A 15942-nucleotide genomic window follows, 5' to 3' on the forward strand; every position below is an offset into this window, starting at 1 on the left:
CGGCTGCGCCTTATCCGGCCTACAACGACACACCATCAACTAATGGCAATCGGGAAGATGGACCCGAGGATCATCGCGCCGAGGATCGCCCCGCCGGTAATCGGTTTTTGCCACAGGTAAAACAGCAGCGCGCCTGCCAGAGAACCGATTCCGATAGGAATCGAAGCCGTCATCGCGCTGAGGATAATCAACGGCCCGAGGAAGCGTCCGGAGGCGTTACCGGCCCCCATCATGACGTCCGCACCGTAGGTCGAGTCGCTCTGGTTGATGGTGAACTTACGCGCCAGAATGATGATGTAGCCAATCGCCAGACCAATCACCAGACCGGTGACCAGCGAGGCGGCGAAGTTGGCGACCGGGAAGATAATGCCCGCGCCCAGCAGCAGCGCCGGAACACCTAACCCAACCCCGGTCTGAATCGCCCCGCCGATATCCAAAATCCCCACCAGCGAACCTTCAATGATGCGGGCAAACAGGAAGCTTGCGCCAAATGCCGCCACTGCTCCGTAGGAGCCGGTATCCATTCCCGCCTTCAGCATCGCCACAAAAGCCACTTCGTTAAATGCGCCAATACCGTACAGGTAGTACATGTGTGTTCCGGCAAACACGCCAGAGGAGAGCAGGCCCACGAAGATCGGGAACGACCAGTCAGCGAACCAAAAACCTTTATTCTGTTCCATGATGACCTCCGTTATTTGCCGCTGAGCGAGTTGTGGATAAGTTCGAGCCAGTTAGGCACGGTCAGATGGAAGGATTCGATCATCTTCATGTCGAAGCCACGGAAGAAGCCGCTCAGGACAAACAGCGCGACGATAGCCACCATCATCACTTTAGTGACGTGGTTCCAGCCGCTCTCTTCAACACCTTTGCCGATCAGAATGCCGAGAACCAGACCCGGAACGGCGTTACCCATGATCAGCTGCGCCGCGCCGCCAAAAACGGTGGCCCAGAAGCCAGATTTCTTACCGGCATCGATCGCCGCCAGCCAGAAGATTACTGGCATCACGGTGTTAACCAGCAGGTTAGCCGCGGGCACCAGCACCTTGACGGCGGTAACCTGCAACGCTTCCGGTACGGATGATGCGGTGAGGTTCAGGAAGGTCACCACGATCATCCCGATAACGCCGCAGGCAATTGCCATGCGTTTGGGGTCGTGCAGCGTTTCACCGACGTTGCGATTTTTAATCATCAGCGCGGCGGCGCCCCAGTTGGGGATGATGCGATGGTCGACGTCCTGCGTGAACGCCCCCGCCGCAACAGAGGAAGCCCAGGCGTTAAAGAAGAAACCCAGGCCGAACGAGAAGTGAGAAGCCGGATCCCCTTCGCAGGAATTCAGTTCTCCCAGAGTACGAAACGCGCCCATCCCTTGAGTGGTAGGCGCATGAAACATGCGTGCAGCCCCAGCGCCGACACCAACGCCAACCAACGCGCCGATGATGAGCGATTTTATTAATATTATCAGGAACATAATTATGCCTTTTAATAGAAAATCAGCGTTGCGTAACGAAATCCACCTTGTCGAGATTGATGGCAGTCACGTTGACGGTCACGTCCAGCTCCACGCTGAAAGTGCGTCTTTCCCGGCGCAAAAAGAGGAATAAAAACGCCTCTTTACGCACCGATTCACGCGCTTGAACAACCTGCACATCCTGTGGCTCAATACGCAGTAAGATATGCGGCGACGCTTTCATCACCGCAGCCTGAACGTGGTTCAGGGCATCGGCAAAGGCGCGAGCTTTGGTCTCGCCCTTACCCGTGACTCTCACCGTGGTGGTGAATTGCTCTTTCATGCTTAAGCGCCGTGTTTCTTTTGCCACGCCTGCACCAGGCGCTCGCCGAGCTCTTCTTTGTCCATAAAGCCGAATCCCAGTACGTTGCACCCTTCGTTGATGGCGGTTACCCCTTCATCGACCGAGCGCATGCCGTATTTCGCCTTGTAGCCGTATTTGGTCTGCGCGGTAATCGCACCCGCACCACCGCTGCCGCAAAACGAGATACCAAAGGTGGCGTTTTCCGCTTTCATCACGTCACCCAGCTTCATATCTGCTGCAACGCCCGGCACCACAACGGCACGGCCACCCGCTTTCTCTACGCCTGCCGCCACTTTCTGGCCTTTACCCAGACGATCGCCAATCACTACGGTAATCTGTTCCATCTTTTGCTCCTTAAAGGTTGTCTTTCGCGACTTCGAAGTGCACCGACAGCAGCCAGGCCTCTTCCTCAGGAAGATTGCCAAACTCGGCGACCACGTCGCGGGCAAGCGCCATTGATTCGGCAGATATTTCATCAAACAAGCTGGCATCGACCTCTGGTAAGGGTTCACCCGTTACCGAGCGGTGCGCCATGGCGCGAACATGCGACGTCAGCATCTGTTCCTGTACGGCGTTGGGAATAATGTTGCGTTCACGCAGCAAGGCATACACCTGCGCCAGCATGCGGTCGGCCAGTTCCACCGATTCCCCCATGTCATTCATTACAGCTCCGTTATTCACTCGTCTTACCCCATTAATGTCTCTGAGGGTAAATTAGCGACGGAGGTTATGAGTTTGTAGCGAGTTGTTTTCCACTTCGAAGTGGAAAGGTGTGCAGCGATAGTGATCTGTGCCGCAAAAAGAGCTGGAACCACGATTTATCACTGGAAGAATGTGATTGAGATCGCAAGAGCGAGCAGAAAAATGGAAGGAAGTGCGAACAATGAATGGGCGATAAAAATGAAAAAATGTGATGGGGATAGCGTTTACTTATGGGACGTGCAGTAGCGGGGTGTTGTATCCGACCTACGGGTATGCAGGCCGGATAGCGCAGATTAGCGGAACTTCTTGTGGTTTTCGTTGCGCGTGGTTTTCAGCTCTTCCGCAACAGCTTTCGCCTCTTTAACTTTACCTTCGTTCGCCAGCTTCAGCGCGCCGTCAATCTGGCCGATCAGCGTGTCAAAACCGTGACGGAAATCCTTCATCTCCGGGCTATCCGGGGATTTGTTTTCCAGCTTCGGCGGCGTTCCCTTTTGTGCGTCCAGCGCAGCTGCACGCATTTTGGTTAACGCATCTTTCAGTTCGGTCGCATTATCCGTTTTTTCGACGATTTTCAGGTTGTCGTTGAGGATCCCCATATCGTCTTCAAGATCGGCTGCAAACGCAGAAGAACCAAGAACCAGCGTTGAAGCTGCGACGATCGCTAACAGGTGTTTACGCATTGCTCACTTCCTTTTTTATTATTCAAAAATAAACAAACGCCAGATACCCTCAATAATTCACGCCACAGCTTGAAGTATGACGGATATTATTGCCCGGCGATCTTCATCTCCGGCAACAGGACCGAACCACACTGAATATTACTGCGCGTTTCAATATCGTTGCCGACGGTGACGATATTACGCCACATCTCTTTTAAGTTACCGGCGATGGTAATTTCACTCACCGGGTACTGAATTTCACCGTTTTCGACCCAGAAGCCCGCCGCGCCGCGCGAGTAATCGCCGGTAATGCCGCTTACGCCCTGTCCCATCAGCTCGGTAACCACAAGACCTGTGCCCATCTCTTTGAGCAACTGCTCGAAGCTTAGACCCTGTCCCGGAATTCGCCAGTTGTGGATCCCGCCTGCATGTCCGGTGCTCTTAAGCCCCAGCTTACGTGCAGAATAATTGGTCAGCAGCCACTGAGTCAGCACACCGTCTTTAATAATGTCGCGGCGTTCGGTCCGTACGCCTTCGCTGTCGAACGGTGAAGACGCCAGCCCTTTCAGCAGGTGCGGATGTTCTTCAATGGTCAGCCATTCCGGCAGAATTTGCTTGCCCAGCGAGTCGAGCAGGAAGGTGGATTTGCGGTACACCGAGCCGCCCGCAATGGCGCCAACCAGGTGTCCGAACAGTCCGGTCGCCACTTCATTGGCGAAAATCACCGGCGCTTTCATGGTGGAAAGCTTTCGCGGAGACAGGCGAGATAAGGTACGGCGAGCGCAGTCTGCCCCCACCCACTCCGGCGTTTGCAGATCGCCCATCGCCCGGCCAATGGTGTAAGCGTAATCACGCTCCATATCACCATTTTCTTCTGCGATTACGCAGCTGGAAAGGGAATGGCGCGTGGAGCAGTAGCCCTGCAGCATACCGTGGCTGTTGCCAAACACTTTGATGCCATAGTGGCTGTTAAAGCTGCCGCCTTCGGTATTGGTGATGCGTTTGTCGGCCTGTAGTGCCGCCTGTTCAGCGCGGGCAGCCAGTTCGATAGCTTCGTCAGGGGAAACTTCCGCCGGATGGAACAGGTCCAGATCGGGCGCATCAAAGGCCAGCAGTTCTTTATCTGCCACGCCCGCGCACGGGTCCGGCGAAGTGTAACGTGCAATGTCCAGCGCGGCCTGCACGGTGCGTGCAATCGCCTGCGGGCTTAAATCGGTGGACGATGCGCTGCCCTTACGGTTCTGGTGATAAACCGTAATCCCCAGTGCACCATCGCTATTGAATTCGACGTTCTCCACTTCACCATAACGGGTGCTGACGCTAATACCCGTGGTCTTGCTTACAGCGACTTCCGCGCCATCCGACTTACCTGACGCTAATTCCAGTGCCGTCGAGACTGCTTCTTCCAGAATCTTACGCTGCGCTTCAACTTGTGAGATTACTTTCATCGCAAATGCCATAATGTAGAGAGAGTTTCTCTGAAGTCTAACAGAGAACCGTTTTTCAGTGCGCATCTTAACTGGTAACATTAGCCTCTTTTTTTGAGGAGCCTGACATGACTAAGCAGCCCGAAGACTGGCTCGACGACGTTCCCGGTGATGACATCGAAGACGAAGACGATGAAATTATCTGGGTCAGTAAAAGTGAAATAAAACGTGACGCCGAGGAGTTAAAACACCTGGGTGTGGAACTGGTAAAACTGGGGAAAAACGCGCTGGATAAAATCCCGCTCGATGCGGATTTACGTGCCGCGATTGAGCTGGCCCAGCGTATTAAGATGGAAGGTCGCCGTCGTCAGCTGCAGCTGATTGGCAAAATGTTGCGCCAGCGCGATGTTGATCCTATCCGTCAGGCGCTGGACAAGCTGAAAAACCGTCACAACCAACAGGTCGTTGTCTTCCATAAGCTGGAGCAACTGCGTGACCGTATGGTTGACGGTAGCGATGAAGCTATCGAAGAAGTGATGAACCTGTGGCCTGACGCCGACCGTCAGCAACTGCGTTCGCTGGTGCGTAACGCCAGGAAAGAAAAAGCGGGCAACAAGCCGCCAAAATCTTCCCGCCAGATCTTCCAGTATCTGCGTGAACTGGCGGAAAACGAGGCCTAACCTCTTCGTCCGCCGAAAGTGCCGGATGGCGGTGCAAACACCTTATCCGGCCTACGATCCATTGTAGGCCCGGTAAGCGTAGCGCCACCGGGCATTTTTTTACTCTTCTTCTGCCTGAGCTTTCTTCGCCAGACCATCCAGCAGTTTTTGATGAATACCGCCAAACCCGCCGTTGCTCATCACCAGAATGTGATCGCCAGGCTGTGCGGTTTTCACCACCATCTCTGCCAGTGCATCCACATCGCCGCTCCAGTGCGCCGGCTGAACGCAGGCTTCAGCGACTTCTGCTACCTGCCAGGGAATGTGCGGCGGTTGCAGCAGGAACACTTCGTCTGCACGCCCTAACGACGGCGCCAGGTCATCTTTGCACAGGCCCATTTTCATGGTGTTCGAGCGAGGTTCCAGCACCGCGATGATGCGCGCCGTGCCGCCCACTTTACCGCGCAGTGCCGCAAGCGTTGCCAGAATGGCCGTCGGGTGATGGGCAAAATCGTCATACACCGTCACGCCATTGGCTTCACCGCGCAGCTCAAGACGGCGACGGGCGTTGATGAACGAGCCCAATGCATTGGCCGCATCCGCAGGCACGACGCCAACATGACGCGCGGCTGCAATCGCCATCAGGCCGTTGTGCATGTTGTGCTCGCCCACCAGGCCCCACTTCACTTCGCCGACTTTTTCACCGTCCAGCCACACTTCCCACTCGGAGGCATCGGTGGTCAGCTTTTTCGCCTGCCAGTGACCTTGTTCGCCCACCAGCTCTTGTTCGCTCCAGCAGCCCATCGCCATCGTCTGTTTCAGATTGATGTCGTTTTCCGGGTAGATGATGCGTCCCTGGCCCGGCACGATACGCACCAGATGGTGGAACTGTTTCTGAATAGCTTTCAGATCGTCAAAGATGTCCGCGTGATCGAACTCAAGGTTATTGAGGATCAGCGTGCGCGGGCAGTAATGCACGAATTTAGAACGCTTGTCGAAGAACGCGCAGTCGTACTCATCCGCTTCAATCACGAAGAAGTCGCTCTCGCCGAGGCGTGCGGAAACCTCAAAGTTGCCCGGAACGCCGCCGATCACAAAGCCAGGTTTATAGCCGCAGGCTTCGAGGATCCAGGTCGCCATTCCGGCGGTAGTGGTTTTGCCGTGCGTACCCGCAACCGCCAGTACCCAGCGATCGCGCAAGACAAAGTCATGCAGCCACTGCGGGCCTGACATGTACGGAATGTTCTTTTCCAGCACCGCTTCCACGCACGGATTACCACGGGTCATGGCATTGCCGATGATCACCAGGTCCGGCTGCGGCTCGAGCTGGCTGGCATCGTAACCCTGAATCAGATCAATGCCTTGCTTCTCAAGTAAGGTACTCATCGGCGGATACACATTGGCGTCCGAACCGGTTACTTCATGACCGAGCGAGCGCGCCAGCATCGCCAGACCGCCCATGAAAGTGCCACAAATTCCCAAAATATGAATGCGCATACGTCACTATCCTTTTTTAATCTGGGGGCCATTTTACGCACATGTCCGGCAAGTGAGAAACGCATTTCAGGATATTCCGCAGTTTGCTGGCGCGATTCACCTAAGCGCAGCAATGGAAATATTTGTTAATATTGTTGCGGTCGCTTTACTCCACATAAATTGCAGGGAAAGTGTTATGAAAACGTTAGGTGAATTTATTGTCGAAAAGCAGCACGAGTTTTCTCATGCTACCGGTGAACTCACTGCTTTGTTGTCGGCAATAAAGCTGGGCGCCAAGATCATCCACCGCGATATCAATAAGGCCGGTCTGGTCGATATCCTGGGTGCCAGCGGTGCTGAGAACGTGCAGGGAGAGGTTCAACAAAAACTCGATCTGTTCGCGAACGAAAAACTGAAAGCTGCACTGAAGGCGCGCGACATTGTGGCGGGCATTGCCTCAGAAGAAGAAGATGAAATCGTCGTCTTTGAAGGCTGTGAACACGCTAAATACGTTGTGCTAATGGATCCGCTGGATGGCTCATCCAACATCGATGTTAACGTCTCTGTCGGTACGATTTTCTCTATTTACCGCCGCGTAACCCCAGTCGGCACACCGGTCACGGAAGAGGATTTCCTGCAGCCGGGCAACAAGCAGGTTGCTGCAGGTTACGTTGTTTATGGTTCTTCCACCATGCTGGTGTATACCACCGGCTGTGGCGTACATGCCTTCACTTACGATCCTTCTCTGGGCGTATTCTGCCTCAGCCAGGAACGTATGCGCTTCCCGGCGAAAGGCAGCACGTACTCCATTAACGAAGGTAACTACATCAAATTCCCGAACGGCGTGAAGAAGTACATTAAATTCTGCCAGGAAGAAGATAAGCCAACCCAGCGCCCGTATACCTCGCGCTACATTGGCTCTCTGGTTGCGGATTTCCATCGCAATCTGCTGAAAGGCGGGATCTACCTGTACCCAAGCACCGCCAGCCACCCGCAAGGGAAACTGCGTCTGCTGTATGAATGCAACCCGATGGCCTTCCTGGCCGAGCAGGCGGGCGGCAAAGCCAGCGATGGTAAAGAACGCATTCTGGATATCACCCCAGAAAGCCTGCACCAGCGCCGTTCCTTCTTCGTGGGTAACGACCATATGGTTGAAGATGTAGAACGCTTTATCCGCGAGTTCCCGGACGCGTAATTATTATTCATCGCACGGACGTAGGCCGGATAAAACGCGTAGCGTTGCCATCCGGCCTACAAAATCCATCGTCCGGTTACGCTTTCTGTAGCTTAAATACGGCCATTGCTTCGATTAGCGCTGAAGACTGCTCTTCCAGCGAGCGGGTAGCCGCTGAAGACTGCTGTACCAGCGCCGCGTTTTGCTGCGCCGTTTCATCCATCTGAATCACCGCGATATTCACCTGCTCTATGCCGCGACTCTGTTCCTGGGACGCACTGGCAATTTCACGCATCAGTTTGGTCATACGCATAACCTCGGTCGCGATTTCATCCATGGTTTCGCCCGCCTGCTGCGCCAGTTCACTGCCTTCCCCCACATGGGTGTGTGAATCGCTGATTAGCGTACGGATCTCTTTGGCCGCCTCGGCGCTGCGGCTGGCCAGATTACGCACTTCACCAGCCACAACCGCAAAGCCCCGCCCCTGCTCACCAGCCCGCGCCGCTTCAACGGAAGCATTGAGCGCCAGAATATTGGTCTGGAAAGCAATGCCATCAATCACGCTGAGGATGTCGGCGATTCGGCTGGAACTGCCTGAAATATCGCGCATTTTCTCGATCACATAGCATACCATTTCACTACCGCGATCGGCGGTATCCGACACCGATTTTGCCAGCTGGTGCGCCTGTTCCGCGTTCTGCGCATTCTGTTTCACCGTCGCCGTGAGTTCTTCCATGCTGGCGGCGGTCTGCTCCAGCGAAGTGGCTGTCGATTCAGTGCGTTGCGCCAGGTGCTGGTTACCGGCCGTTAGTTCACGACTGCCAATATCAATTTGCGAGCTGGCATCGCGTACGCGCTGTACCGAGTCGCCCAGCGCATGGCGCATGTCATCCATTGCCGCGTTCAGGCGGTTGAATTCGGCGCTGGCCGACAACGCGGTAACCGCCGACAAATCCCCCGTTGCCAGACGTTCCAGTTGCTCAACCATGTTATCCAACGGTTTGAGAAACTTATTTCGCAGCATAAACCAAATGACCGCCAGCAATGCGATAGCAGCCAACATCGCAGCGCTCATAATACCGTGATAAATCAACGAGGTAATGACACGGGTAGAAGCATATAGTCCCATGCCACCGGTCAGTAGCAGAAGGAACGTCAGCAGAGACAATAACACCAACAAACTTGATCGAATTGAAAGGGATTTTGGCATCGTTATATTTCCGGTTGTAGGGTTAAAACAGACCTGTACAGAACCTATCGACTACAACCGGAAAAAGTTTAGGTATTTAAATGTCTTGTGCAAAATCAGGATGTTACTTTGGTGTTGCCGCCGTACCCACTCGGGTAACCGGCGAGCTTTGACGATTTTCCCAAAGCACCGTCAGACCGCGTTGTAACGCTATAAATATAAACAATAAAATGCCAATCGCGATCTTCGTCCACCAGGAACTTAATGTGCCGTCAAAATTAATGTAGGTCTGGATCAGCCCCTGAATAGCGACGCCAAACAACGTCCCTAACACTGTACCGACCCCACCGCTGAGCAGCGTTCCGCCAATCACAACTGAGGCTATCGCATCCAGTTCGACGCCAACGCCCGCCAGCGCATAGCCCGCCTGGGTGTAAATGGAAAAGACAATGCCGGCAAGCGTCGCAAGCCCGGTAGACAGCATATAAATGCGGATGGTGGTGCTGCGGGTTGAGATGCCCATCAGGTTGGCAGAGGTGGCGTTGCCGCCAATCGCGTAAACCTGATTACCAAAGCGCGTACGGTGCGCCAGGAATATGCCGATGACGACAACCGCCAGCATCAGCAATCCCATCGCGCTCAGGCGACCACCGCCGGGAATTTTCCATGCCAGGCTTGAGAGCGTGTCATAAACCGGATGATTAATCGGTATAGATTCTTCAGAGACCAGATAGCTGACGCCGCGCAGGAAGAACATTCCCGCCAGGGTGATAATAAATGCCGGGATCTTCAGCGCATCAATCAGTAACCCCATAAACGCACCAAACGCGCAGCCCATCAGCAAAACCAAAGGGAACGCCAGCAGCGGAGAAATGCCCCAATAGCCAATGGCCTTTGCCAGAAATACGCCGGTAAAGGCGATCACCGAGCCAACGGAAAGGTCGATCCCGCCAGAGAGGATTACGAAAGTCATGCCTACGGCAATGATGCCCAGAAAGGCGTTATCGGTCAGGATATTGCAAATGACCCGGGTGGAAGCAAAAGCGGGAAACTGCGTCAGGCAGTAGAGATAACCCAGCACAAACACGCCGAGGGTGATCATCAGCGGTAAATTACGTTTTATCATGACCACGCACTCCTTTTATCAGGCTGATAAAGCGTTGCGACTGCACGACCAGCACACACAACACCACCACGGCTTTGACCACCTGATTCAGTTCCGGCTGGAAGCCCGACAGCAAAATCCCGGTGTTCATGCCCTGAATAATCAATGCGCCTACCACCGACAGCAGCAGGTTAAAGCGCCCGCCCATCAGCGACCCGCCGCCGATAACCACCGCCAGGATGGCATCCAGCTCCAGCCATAATCCGGCGTTATTGGCATCTGCCCCGCGGATATCCGCCGTGACGATAATACCAGCGATAGCCGCGCACAGGCCGCTCAGCACATAGGTGAGCATCACGATAATGCGGGTGTTCACCCCGGCGTTTTTTGCCGCACGAATGTTGATACCCACCGCTTCGATAAACATACCCAGCGCCGTTTTCCGCGTCAGCAGCCAGAACACCACCAGCGTGAGCAGTGCAATAATTACCGGCGTAGGGAACAGTAAGAGCGAGCCGCTGCCAAACCATGACAGTTCGGGCGAGTTAAAGGTGACGATCTGCCCGGAGGTGATAAGCTGCGCCACCCCGCGCCCGGCCACCATCAGGATTAGCGTGGCGACAAACGGTTGGATCTTGAGGATGGCCACCAGAATCCCATTCCACAACCCAGCCAGAATGCCGGAGCCTAAGGCGGCAAGCAGCACTACCGGCAGACTGTGCCCGGCCACCGTCATCGCCGCAGTAGTAGCGCCAGCAATAGCCATGACTGCCCCCACGGAAAGGTCGATGCCGCCGGTAGCAATCACCAGCGTCATACCAATCGCCAACAGCGCCACGGGCGCGGCACGGTTGAGAATATCAATCGGGCTACCGAACAGCCGACCATCCTGCAAAATCACCTGGTAGAAATGCGGGGCGACCAGGCTATCCACCAGCAGCACCAGCAGTAACGCCACCAGCTGTGGCATCCCCTTTGGCCAACGGAACCGCCGTTTAGACGGATTGGATTGAGGGAGAGATTGAGGCATCACCATAGTCTCCTTAGGCCGCAATGGCGTTCATGATCGCCGGTACGGACAGTTCAGCCAGGGGGATCTCGGCCACCTGTTTGCGATCGCGCATAATAATGACCCGATCGGCATAGCCCACTAACTCTTCCAGTTCGGATGAAATGACCAGCAGCGCCAGACCATCCGCGCACAGCGTTTCGATCAGGCGAATGATCTCCGCATGCGCGCCAACGTCGATCCCACGCGTGGGTTCATCGAGGATCAGGAACTGCGGTTTGGTCAGTAACCAGCGCGAGAGCAGCACTTTTTGCTGATTGCCGCCGGAAAGAAATTCGATCGGTTGCTCAGCGTTCGGAGTACGAATACCAAGCTGGCGGATAAAACGCTCGGCAATCTCGTTTTGCTCTTTCCAAGGAATAGGCCGCAGCCAGCCGCGCTGTGCCTGCAATGCCAGAATGATGTTTTCCCGCACCGAAGCGGCGGCAATAATGCCATCCGTTTTGCGATCCTCCGGACAGAAGCCGATCCCCAGACACGAAGCCTGATGTGGCGATCGCAAGGTCTGCGGTTTGCCTTTGATCAGCGCACTTCCGCTGTCGGCGGGTTTAATACCGAAGATCACCTCCGCCGTTTCCGTTCGCCCGGATCCCAGTAGTCCGGCGAGACCGACGATCTCACCGGGACGCACCTGTAGATCAAATGGCGCGATGGTGCCTTTTTTGCCAAAGCCGCTGAATGCCGCCACCGGTTTATCACTCAGCAACGTGCGGCCCGCACGCTGTAGCGCATGGGTATCCAGTTCACGGCCCAGCATCATTTTGACCAATTCGATCTGAGGCAGTTCTCGGGTTTCACGGCAGCCAACGAAGCCGCCGTTACGCAGAACGGTAATGCGATCGCTGACCTGATAAACCTGATCAAGAAAGTGGGTGACGAAGATCAGGCTGACGCCCCGATCGCGCAGATGCCGCATCAGGCCAAACAGCATTTCAACTTCCTGGGTATCAAGGCTGGCGGTCGGCTCATCAAGGATCAGCACTTTCGCGGAGAGATCGATCGCCCGACAGATGGCGACGATTTGTTGCATCGCCACGGAAAAGCGGTTCAGCGGCTCGCGCACGTCGAGGGAAAAACCGTATGACGCCATCAGCTCCGTCGCGCGTTTTTCCATCTGCTTGCGCAGAAGCAGGCCAAAGCGCCGCGGTTCACGACCAATAAATAAGTTATCGGCAACCGACATATTGGGCAGCAGGTTCACTTCCTGGTACACGGTGCCAATCCCCAGTTGTTGGGCATGGGCGGTGTTTTTGGGGGTGATCGGTTGGCCTTCAAGCCAGATAGTGCCGCGATCGGCATGGTAAACGCCGGTCAGCGCTTTGATGAGCGTCGATTTGCCGGCTCCGTTTTCTCCCAGCAGCGCCATAATCTCGCCACGACGCAAGCTGAAATCCACGTTATCCAACGCTTTGACGCCGGGAAAGAATTTGCTTAATCCTTCGGTGCGGAGGATTTCCTGATGTTGGTCGGTGGTCATGGTTCCCCCTGCATCACGCCGGATGGCGCTACGCTTATCCGGCCTACAAAAGAGCGTAATGTAGGCCGGGCAAGCGCAGCGCCCCCGGCATTTTCATGAAGGCTTAGTAGCCCATGTTTTTCTTCTTCTCTAACTCTTCTTTTGCCGTATCCGGCAGATAGAGGATCGACTTGGTAATGGTCAGCTTCTCAGGCATCGTGCCGTCTTTTTTGAATTTCTCCAGTGCGTCGAATGCCGGGCCAGCCATATTTGGCGTCAGCTCGACGCTGGCGTTGGCTTCACCGTCAATCATCGCTTTGTAGATATCCGGTACGCCATCGATAGAACCGGTGAGAATATCTTTGCCAGGTTTCAGGCCCGCTTCTTTGATCGCCTGAATCGCACCGATCACCATGTCATCGTTGTGGGCGTAAACCATGCAGATGTTCTTGCCGTTGTTTTCCGCTTTGATAAAGCTCTCCATCACTTCTTTCCCTTTACTGCGGGTGAAGTCACCGGACTGAGAGCGAATAATTTTGATGTTTGGCGCATTAGCGATAGCTTCAGCAAATCCTTTTTTACGATCAATCGCCACGCTGGCCCCAACGGTCCCTTGCAGCTCAACGACGTTACACGGCTTGCCGTCCACTTGTTTAATCAGCCAGTCGCCGATCAATTTACCTTCCAGCACGTTGTCGGCGGTGACGGTGGTCATATAGAGAGATTTGTCTTTTACATCGATGGAACGATCGAGCAAAAAGACCGGAATGTCGGCATCTTTAGCTTCTTTTAAAACCGGCTCCCAACCCGTTGCCACGACCGGCGCAATAAAGATGGCATCGACGCCCTGCGCAACAAATGAGCGGACTGCTTTAATCTGGTTTTCCTGCTTTTGCTGGCCATCAGCGATTTTCAGCGTAATTCCCCGCTTTTCGGCCTCGCTTTTCGCGACGTTGGTTTCTGCGGCGCGCCAGCCGGATTCAGAGCCAACCTGCGAAAATCCTACGGTTAAAGGGGCTGCCATTGCCATAGACGACATGGCTGCCGAAACTGCTGTGACTAAAAGTAAGCGCTTCCACATAAGTGCGTCCTCGTAGGGTGATTATTGTTGGTTAATTAACCGTTGCGAAAAAACTATAGACAATTGAGCATGTAACGGATTGCGTTACATCACACTTCAAAAAAGTAAATAAAACGTTAATCACAACTTTGTAATCGCTTTCATCTCGCTATGAAAAATGTGGCTGAAGATATGGATTTTTCTGTCACGAGAGAGAGGTAAAAAGAAGAAAATGCACGCAGAGAAAGCGAAAACAAGCGGAGACATTCCGCGCGAGTTGGCTATAATACCCGCCACTTGTTTGCCATAGCTTATTTAAAGGAAACAGACATGAGCTTACTCAACGTCCCTGCCGGTAAAGACCTGCCGGAAGATATCTACGTTGTTATCGAGATCCCTGCGAACGCAGATCCGATCAAATACGAAGTTGACAAAGAGAGCGGCGCCCTGTTCGTTGACCGCTTCATGTCCACCGCGATGTTCTATCCGTGCAACTACGGTTACATCAACCACACCCTGTCTCTGGATGGTGACCCGGTAGACGTTCTGGTCCCGACTCCGTACCCGCTGGAGCCAGGTTCAGTGATCCGCTGCCGTCCGGTTGGCGTACTGAAAATGACCGACGAATCCGGTGAAGATGCGAAACTGGTTGCGGTACCGCACACCAAGCTGAGCAAAGAATACGATCACATCAAAGATGTGACCGACCTGCCGGAACTGCTGAAAGCGCAGATCACCCACTTCTTCGAACACTACAAAGATCTCGAAGCGGGCAAATGGGTGAAAGTTGACGGTTGGGACAACGCTGAAGCTGCTAAAGCTGAAATCGTTGCTTCCTTCGAGCGCGCGAAGAAGTAAGTTCGCGTTAGCGTAAAGCCCTGAACGCCAGCCCCTGGTTAGTAAGGGTTTTTTAATTTCTACTTTCTTTTCCCCCTCCCCTTCGCTGTTTTCTTTTTGACCTACCAGATTGGGTAGTCACATTTCATTTATCTTAATTGCGAATGAGATTAGATCTCATTATCATTCTCAGTATGTAAATAAATGTGAATAAAAGTCAATGAACCTCCACAATGTGAAGTCCCTGAAACGCTATTCCTGCGTGGCTCTCGCCACAGCACTGTTATTTACCAGCCTGTCCAGCGTGGCGCAGACGCTACCTGAGCAAGATTTTCTGACCCGCGACGTTGGCAACGGCGTGTATGAACTGGCGGTTGATAGCCAGCAGAATGCGCTTTTTGCTGCCTCGTCGCCGTCGTTTGATAAAGATAAAACCAGCGGGCTTATCTATAAACTCGATCTGGAGAAACTCACCACGACTGAAGTTATCGAAACCAGCCGTCGTGCCTTTGCCACTGCCCTGGATGCAGAAAACCAGGTGCTCTATGTCGGCAACACGCTGGAGGGTTCGGTCACGCTCATTGATACCCGCAGCGGTAAAGAGCTGGCGATACTGCAACTGAGCGAAGCCAAAAACCCGAAAGAAATTGTCCATACCCGCGAAATGGTGCTCGATAAACAGCATCACCGCCTGTACGTTTCCGGCGTGGCTGAAAAGGGCATTGTCTGGGTGGTGGATACGCAAAAGCGCGAGAAAATCGCCACCCTTGAAAACATGGGCCAGTATCCGACCGGTATGGCCGTAGATGCCAATAAGAACCGCCTGTATGTCGTAAATGGCCGCAACGAACTTATTACGCTGGATACCACCAACCATCAAATTATTAGCCGCTTCAGCATTGAGCCAGGCAAAAAACATTTTTTCCTGAATATTGCTTTGGATGCAAAAAATAATCGCGCATTCCTGACCGATCCTGATTTAGCGGATGTACTGGTTGTTGATATTAATAACGGTAAGGTTATTGCACCCATTAAAGTTATCAATTCGCTGGCGGTGATATATAACGAAAAACGCCAGGAAGTTTATATCACCCACCGTAATGCAAAGCGCATCAGCATTGTGGACAGCAAGACTTATCAGGTAAAACAAAGCATTGAAACCAATGCGTTACCTAACAGCCTGGCGCTCTCGTCTGATGCCAACACCCTGTATGTCAGCGTCAAACAGCCGGAAAAAATGACCGGTGTGAAGCCCGACTACGTGATGCAAATCGACCTCTCCAAATATTAATAATTAAAAACGCTTCTGACACCTTGC

General features: G+C 53.8%; 17 protein-coding genes. 4 read left to right on the forward strand and 13 right to left on the reverse strand.

All coding sequences use genetic code 11. The features are described 5' to 3' along the window. Positions 1 to 35 precede the first annotated feature (35 nt). From OGY08_RS14790 to pmbA, 7 genes are all read right to left on the reverse strand, one after another. Positions 36 to 680 (reverse strand): DUF4310 family protein, encoded by a 645-nt coding sequence (locus tag OGY08_RS14790; RefSeq protein ID WP_003830379.1) that lies wholly within the window; start codon positions 678 to 680, stop codon positions 36 to 38. Positions 681 to 691: 11 nt separating this feature from the next. Then, positions 692 to 1468 carry a DUF4311 domain-containing protein gene (locus OGY08_RS14795; protein ID WP_003025764.1) on the reverse strand — a complete coding sequence of 259 codons (777 nt, stop codon included), beginning with the start codon at positions 1466 to 1468 and terminating at the stop codon, positions 692 to 694. A gap of 22 nt (positions 1469 to 1490) precedes the next feature. After that, positions 1491 to 1790 (reverse strand): DUF4312 family protein, encoded by a 300-nt coding sequence (locus OGY08_RS14800; RefSeq protein ID WP_003025762.1) that lies wholly within the window; start codon positions 1788 to 1790, stop codon positions 1491 to 1493. A gap of 2 nt (positions 1791 to 1792) precedes the next feature. After that, positions 1793 to 2155, reverse strand: a complete 363-nt coding sequence (locus OGY08_RS14805; RefSeq protein ID WP_003830384.1) for an SFCGS family glycine-rich protein — start codon at positions 2153 to 2155, stop codon at positions 1793 to 1795. A gap of 10 nt (positions 2156 to 2165) precedes the next feature. Then, the gene (locus OGY08_RS14810) at positions 2166 to 2474 is read right to left on the reverse strand and encodes a glycine dehydrogenase (RefSeq protein ID WP_003025758.1); all 309 of its coding nucleotides are present in this window, start codon (positions 2472 to 2474) and stop codon (positions 2166 to 2168) included. Between the two features lie 332 nt (positions 2475 to 2806). Continuing rightward, positions 2807 to 3193 (reverse strand): cytochrome b562, encoded by a 387-nt coding sequence (gene cybC, locus OGY08_RS14815; protein WP_003025756.1) that lies wholly within the window; start codon positions 3191 to 3193, stop codon positions 2807 to 2809. Between the two features lie 86 nt (positions 3194 to 3279). Continuing rightward, complete coding sequence (gene pmbA, locus OGY08_RS14820; RefSeq protein ID WP_003830385.1) at positions 3280 to 4632, reverse strand: metalloprotease PmbA; 1353 nt, start codon at positions 4630 to 4632, stop codon at positions 3280 to 3282. 95 nt (positions 4633 to 4727) lie between these two features. Here pmbA and yjgA point away from each other — a divergent pair, with 95 nt between their 5' ends. After that, positions 4728 to 5279 (forward strand): ribosome biogenesis factor YjgA, encoded by a 552-nt coding sequence (yjgA, locus tag OGY08_RS14825; RefSeq protein ID WP_008786039.1) that lies wholly within the window; start codon positions 4728 to 4730, stop codon positions 5277 to 5279. Positions 5280 to 5378: 99 nt separating this feature from the next. On the opposite strand, the gene mpl is transcribed toward yjgA, so the two are convergent. After that, complete coding sequence (mpl, locus tag OGY08_RS14830) at positions 5379 to 6755, reverse strand: UDP-N-acetylmuramate:L-alanyl-gamma-D-glutamyl-meso-diaminopimelate ligase (protein WP_125363012.1); 1377 nt, start codon at positions 6753 to 6755, stop codon at positions 5379 to 5381. Positions 6756 to 6930: 175 nt separating this feature from the next. Here mpl and fbp point away from each other — a divergent pair, with 175 nt between their 5' ends. Further along, entirely contained in the window at positions 6931 to 7929 is a 999-nt protein-coding gene (gene fbp / locus OGY08_RS14835) for a class 1 fructose-bisphosphatase (RefSeq protein WP_003830390.1), read from the forward strand. A 76-nt stretch (positions 7930 to 8005) separates the two neighbouring features. Here the strand turns inward: fbp and OGY08_RS14840 are convergent, their stop codons facing one another. From OGY08_RS14840 to ytfQ, 5 genes are all read right to left on the reverse strand, one after another. Further along, positions 8006 to 9118 (reverse strand): methyl-accepting chemotaxis protein, encoded by a 1113-nt coding sequence (locus tag OGY08_RS14840; RefSeq protein WP_125363011.1) that lies wholly within the window; start codon positions 9116 to 9118, stop codon positions 8006 to 8008. Positions 9119 to 9221: 103 nt separating this feature from the next. Continuing rightward, entirely contained in the window at positions 9222 to 10223 is a 1002-nt protein-coding gene (gene yjfF / locus OGY08_RS14845) for a galactofuranose ABC transporter, permease protein YjfF (protein ID WP_008786036.1), read from the reverse strand. Beyond that, on the reverse strand, positions 10210 to 11232 hold the full coding sequence (gene ytfT / locus OGY08_RS14850; protein ID WP_003830397.1) for a galactofuranose ABC transporter, ATP-binding protein YtfT: 1023 nt from the start codon (positions 11230 to 11232) through the stop codon (positions 10210 to 10212). The genes yjfF and ytfT overlap by 14 nt, the downstream gene beginning before the upstream one ends. Before the next feature lie 13 nt (positions 11233 to 11245). Then, a complete protein-coding gene (gene ytfR, locus OGY08_RS14855) occupies positions 11246 to 12748 on the reverse strand; it encodes a galactofuranose ABC transporter, ATP-binding protein YtfR (RefSeq protein WP_241177405.1) in 1503 nt (500 codons plus the stop codon). Between the two features lie 103 nt (positions 12749 to 12851). Continuing rightward, positions 12852 to 13808, reverse strand: coding sequence for a galactofuranose ABC transporter substrate-binding protein YtfQ (gene ytfQ / locus OGY08_RS14860; RefSeq protein ID WP_008786033.1), 957 nt, complete (start codon positions 13806 to 13808; stop codon positions 12852 to 12854). Positions 13809 to 14117: 309 nt separating this feature from the next. Between ytfQ and ppa the strand changes: the two genes are divergently transcribed. Both ppa and yncE read left to right on the forward strand, forming a co-directional pair. Continuing rightward, positions 14118 to 14645, forward strand: coding sequence for an inorganic diphosphatase (gene ppa, locus OGY08_RS14865; RefSeq protein ID WP_003025726.1), 528 nt, complete (start codon positions 14118 to 14120; stop codon positions 14643 to 14645). A 199-nt stretch (positions 14646 to 14844) separates the two neighbouring features. After that, positions 14845 to 15915: a 7-bladed beta-propeller protein YncE gene (yncE, locus tag OGY08_RS14870; protein WP_125363009.1), complete on the forward strand. Its 1071-nt coding sequence runs from the start codon at positions 14845 to 14847 to the stop codon at positions 15913 to 15915. Positions 15916 to 15942 lie beyond the last annotated feature (27 nt).

This window comes from Citrobacter sp. Cpo069 (assembly GCF_030332785.1).
Classification (GTDB): Bacteria; Pseudomonadota; Gammaproteobacteria; order Enterobacterales; family Enterobacteriaceae; genus Citrobacter; species Citrobacter portucalensis.

What these genes read in the sequence shown, in the direction of transcription:
- OGY08_RS14805 (WP_003830384.1), bottom strand. Translation starts at nt 2,155, where the DNA reads ATGGAACAGATTACCGTAGTGATTGGCGATCGTCTGGGTAAAGGCCAG.
- ytfQ (WP_008786033.1), bottom strand. Translation starts at nt 13,808, where the DNA reads ATGTGGAAGCGCTTACTTTTAGTCACAGCAGTTTCGGCAGCCATGTCG.
- OGY08_RS14795 (WP_003025764.1), bottom strand. Translation starts at nt 1,468, where the DNA reads ATGTTCCTGATAATATTAATAAAATCGCTCATCATCGGCGCGTTGGTT.
- cybC (WP_003025756.1), bottom strand. Translation starts at nt 3,193, where the DNA reads ATGCGTAAACACCTGTTAGCGATCGTCGCAGCTTCAACGCTGGTTCTT.
- ytfT (WP_003830397.1), bottom strand. Translation starts at nt 11,232, where the DNA reads ATGCCTCAATCTCTCCCTCAATCCAATCCGTCTAAACGGCGGTTCCGT.
- pmbA (WP_003830385.1), bottom strand. Translation starts at nt 4,632, where the DNA reads ATGGCATTTGCGATGAAAGTAATCTCACAAGTTGAAGCGCAGCGTAAG.
- OGY08_RS14810 (WP_003025758.1), bottom strand. Translation starts at nt 2,474, where the DNA reads ATGAATGACATGGGGGAATCGGTGGAACTGGCCGACCGCATGCTGGCG.
- OGY08_RS14790 (WP_003830379.1), bottom strand. Translation starts at nt 680, where the DNA reads ATGGAACAGAATAAAGGTTTTTGGTTCGCTGACTGGTCGTTCCCGATC.
- yjgA (WP_008786039.1), top strand. Translation starts at nt 4,728, where the DNA reads ATGACTAAGCAGCCCGAAGACTGGCTCGACGACGTTCCCGGTGATGAC.
- mpl (WP_125363012.1), bottom strand. Translation starts at nt 6,755, where the DNA reads ATGCGCATTCATATTTTGGGAATTTGTGGCACTTTCATGGGCGGTCTG.
- yjfF (WP_008786036.1), bottom strand. Translation starts at nt 10,223, where the DNA reads ATGATAAAACGTAATTTACCGCTGATGATCACCCTCGGCGTGTTTGTG.
- OGY08_RS14800 (WP_003025762.1), bottom strand. Translation starts at nt 1,790, where the DNA reads ATGAAAGAGCAATTCACCACCACGGTGAGAGTCACGGGTAAGGGCGAG.
- ytfR (WP_241177405.1), bottom strand. Translation starts at nt 12,748, where the DNA reads ATGACCACCGACCAACATCAGGAAATCCTCCGCACCGAAGGATTAAGC.
- fbp (WP_003830390.1), top strand. Translation starts at nt 6,931, where the DNA reads ATGAAAACGTTAGGTGAATTTATTGTCGAAAAGCAGCACGAGTTTTCT.
- OGY08_RS14840 (WP_125363011.1), bottom strand. Translation starts at nt 9,118, where the DNA reads ATGCCAAAATCCCTTTCAATTCGATCAAGTTTGTTGGTGTTATTGTCT.
- yncE (WP_125363009.1), top strand. Translation starts at nt 14,845, where the DNA reads ATGAACCTCCACAATGTGAAGTCCCTGAAACGCTATTCCTGCGTGGCT.
- ppa (WP_003025726.1), top strand. Translation starts at nt 14,118, where the DNA reads ATGAGCTTACTCAACGTCCCTGCCGGTAAAGACCTGCCGGAAGATATC.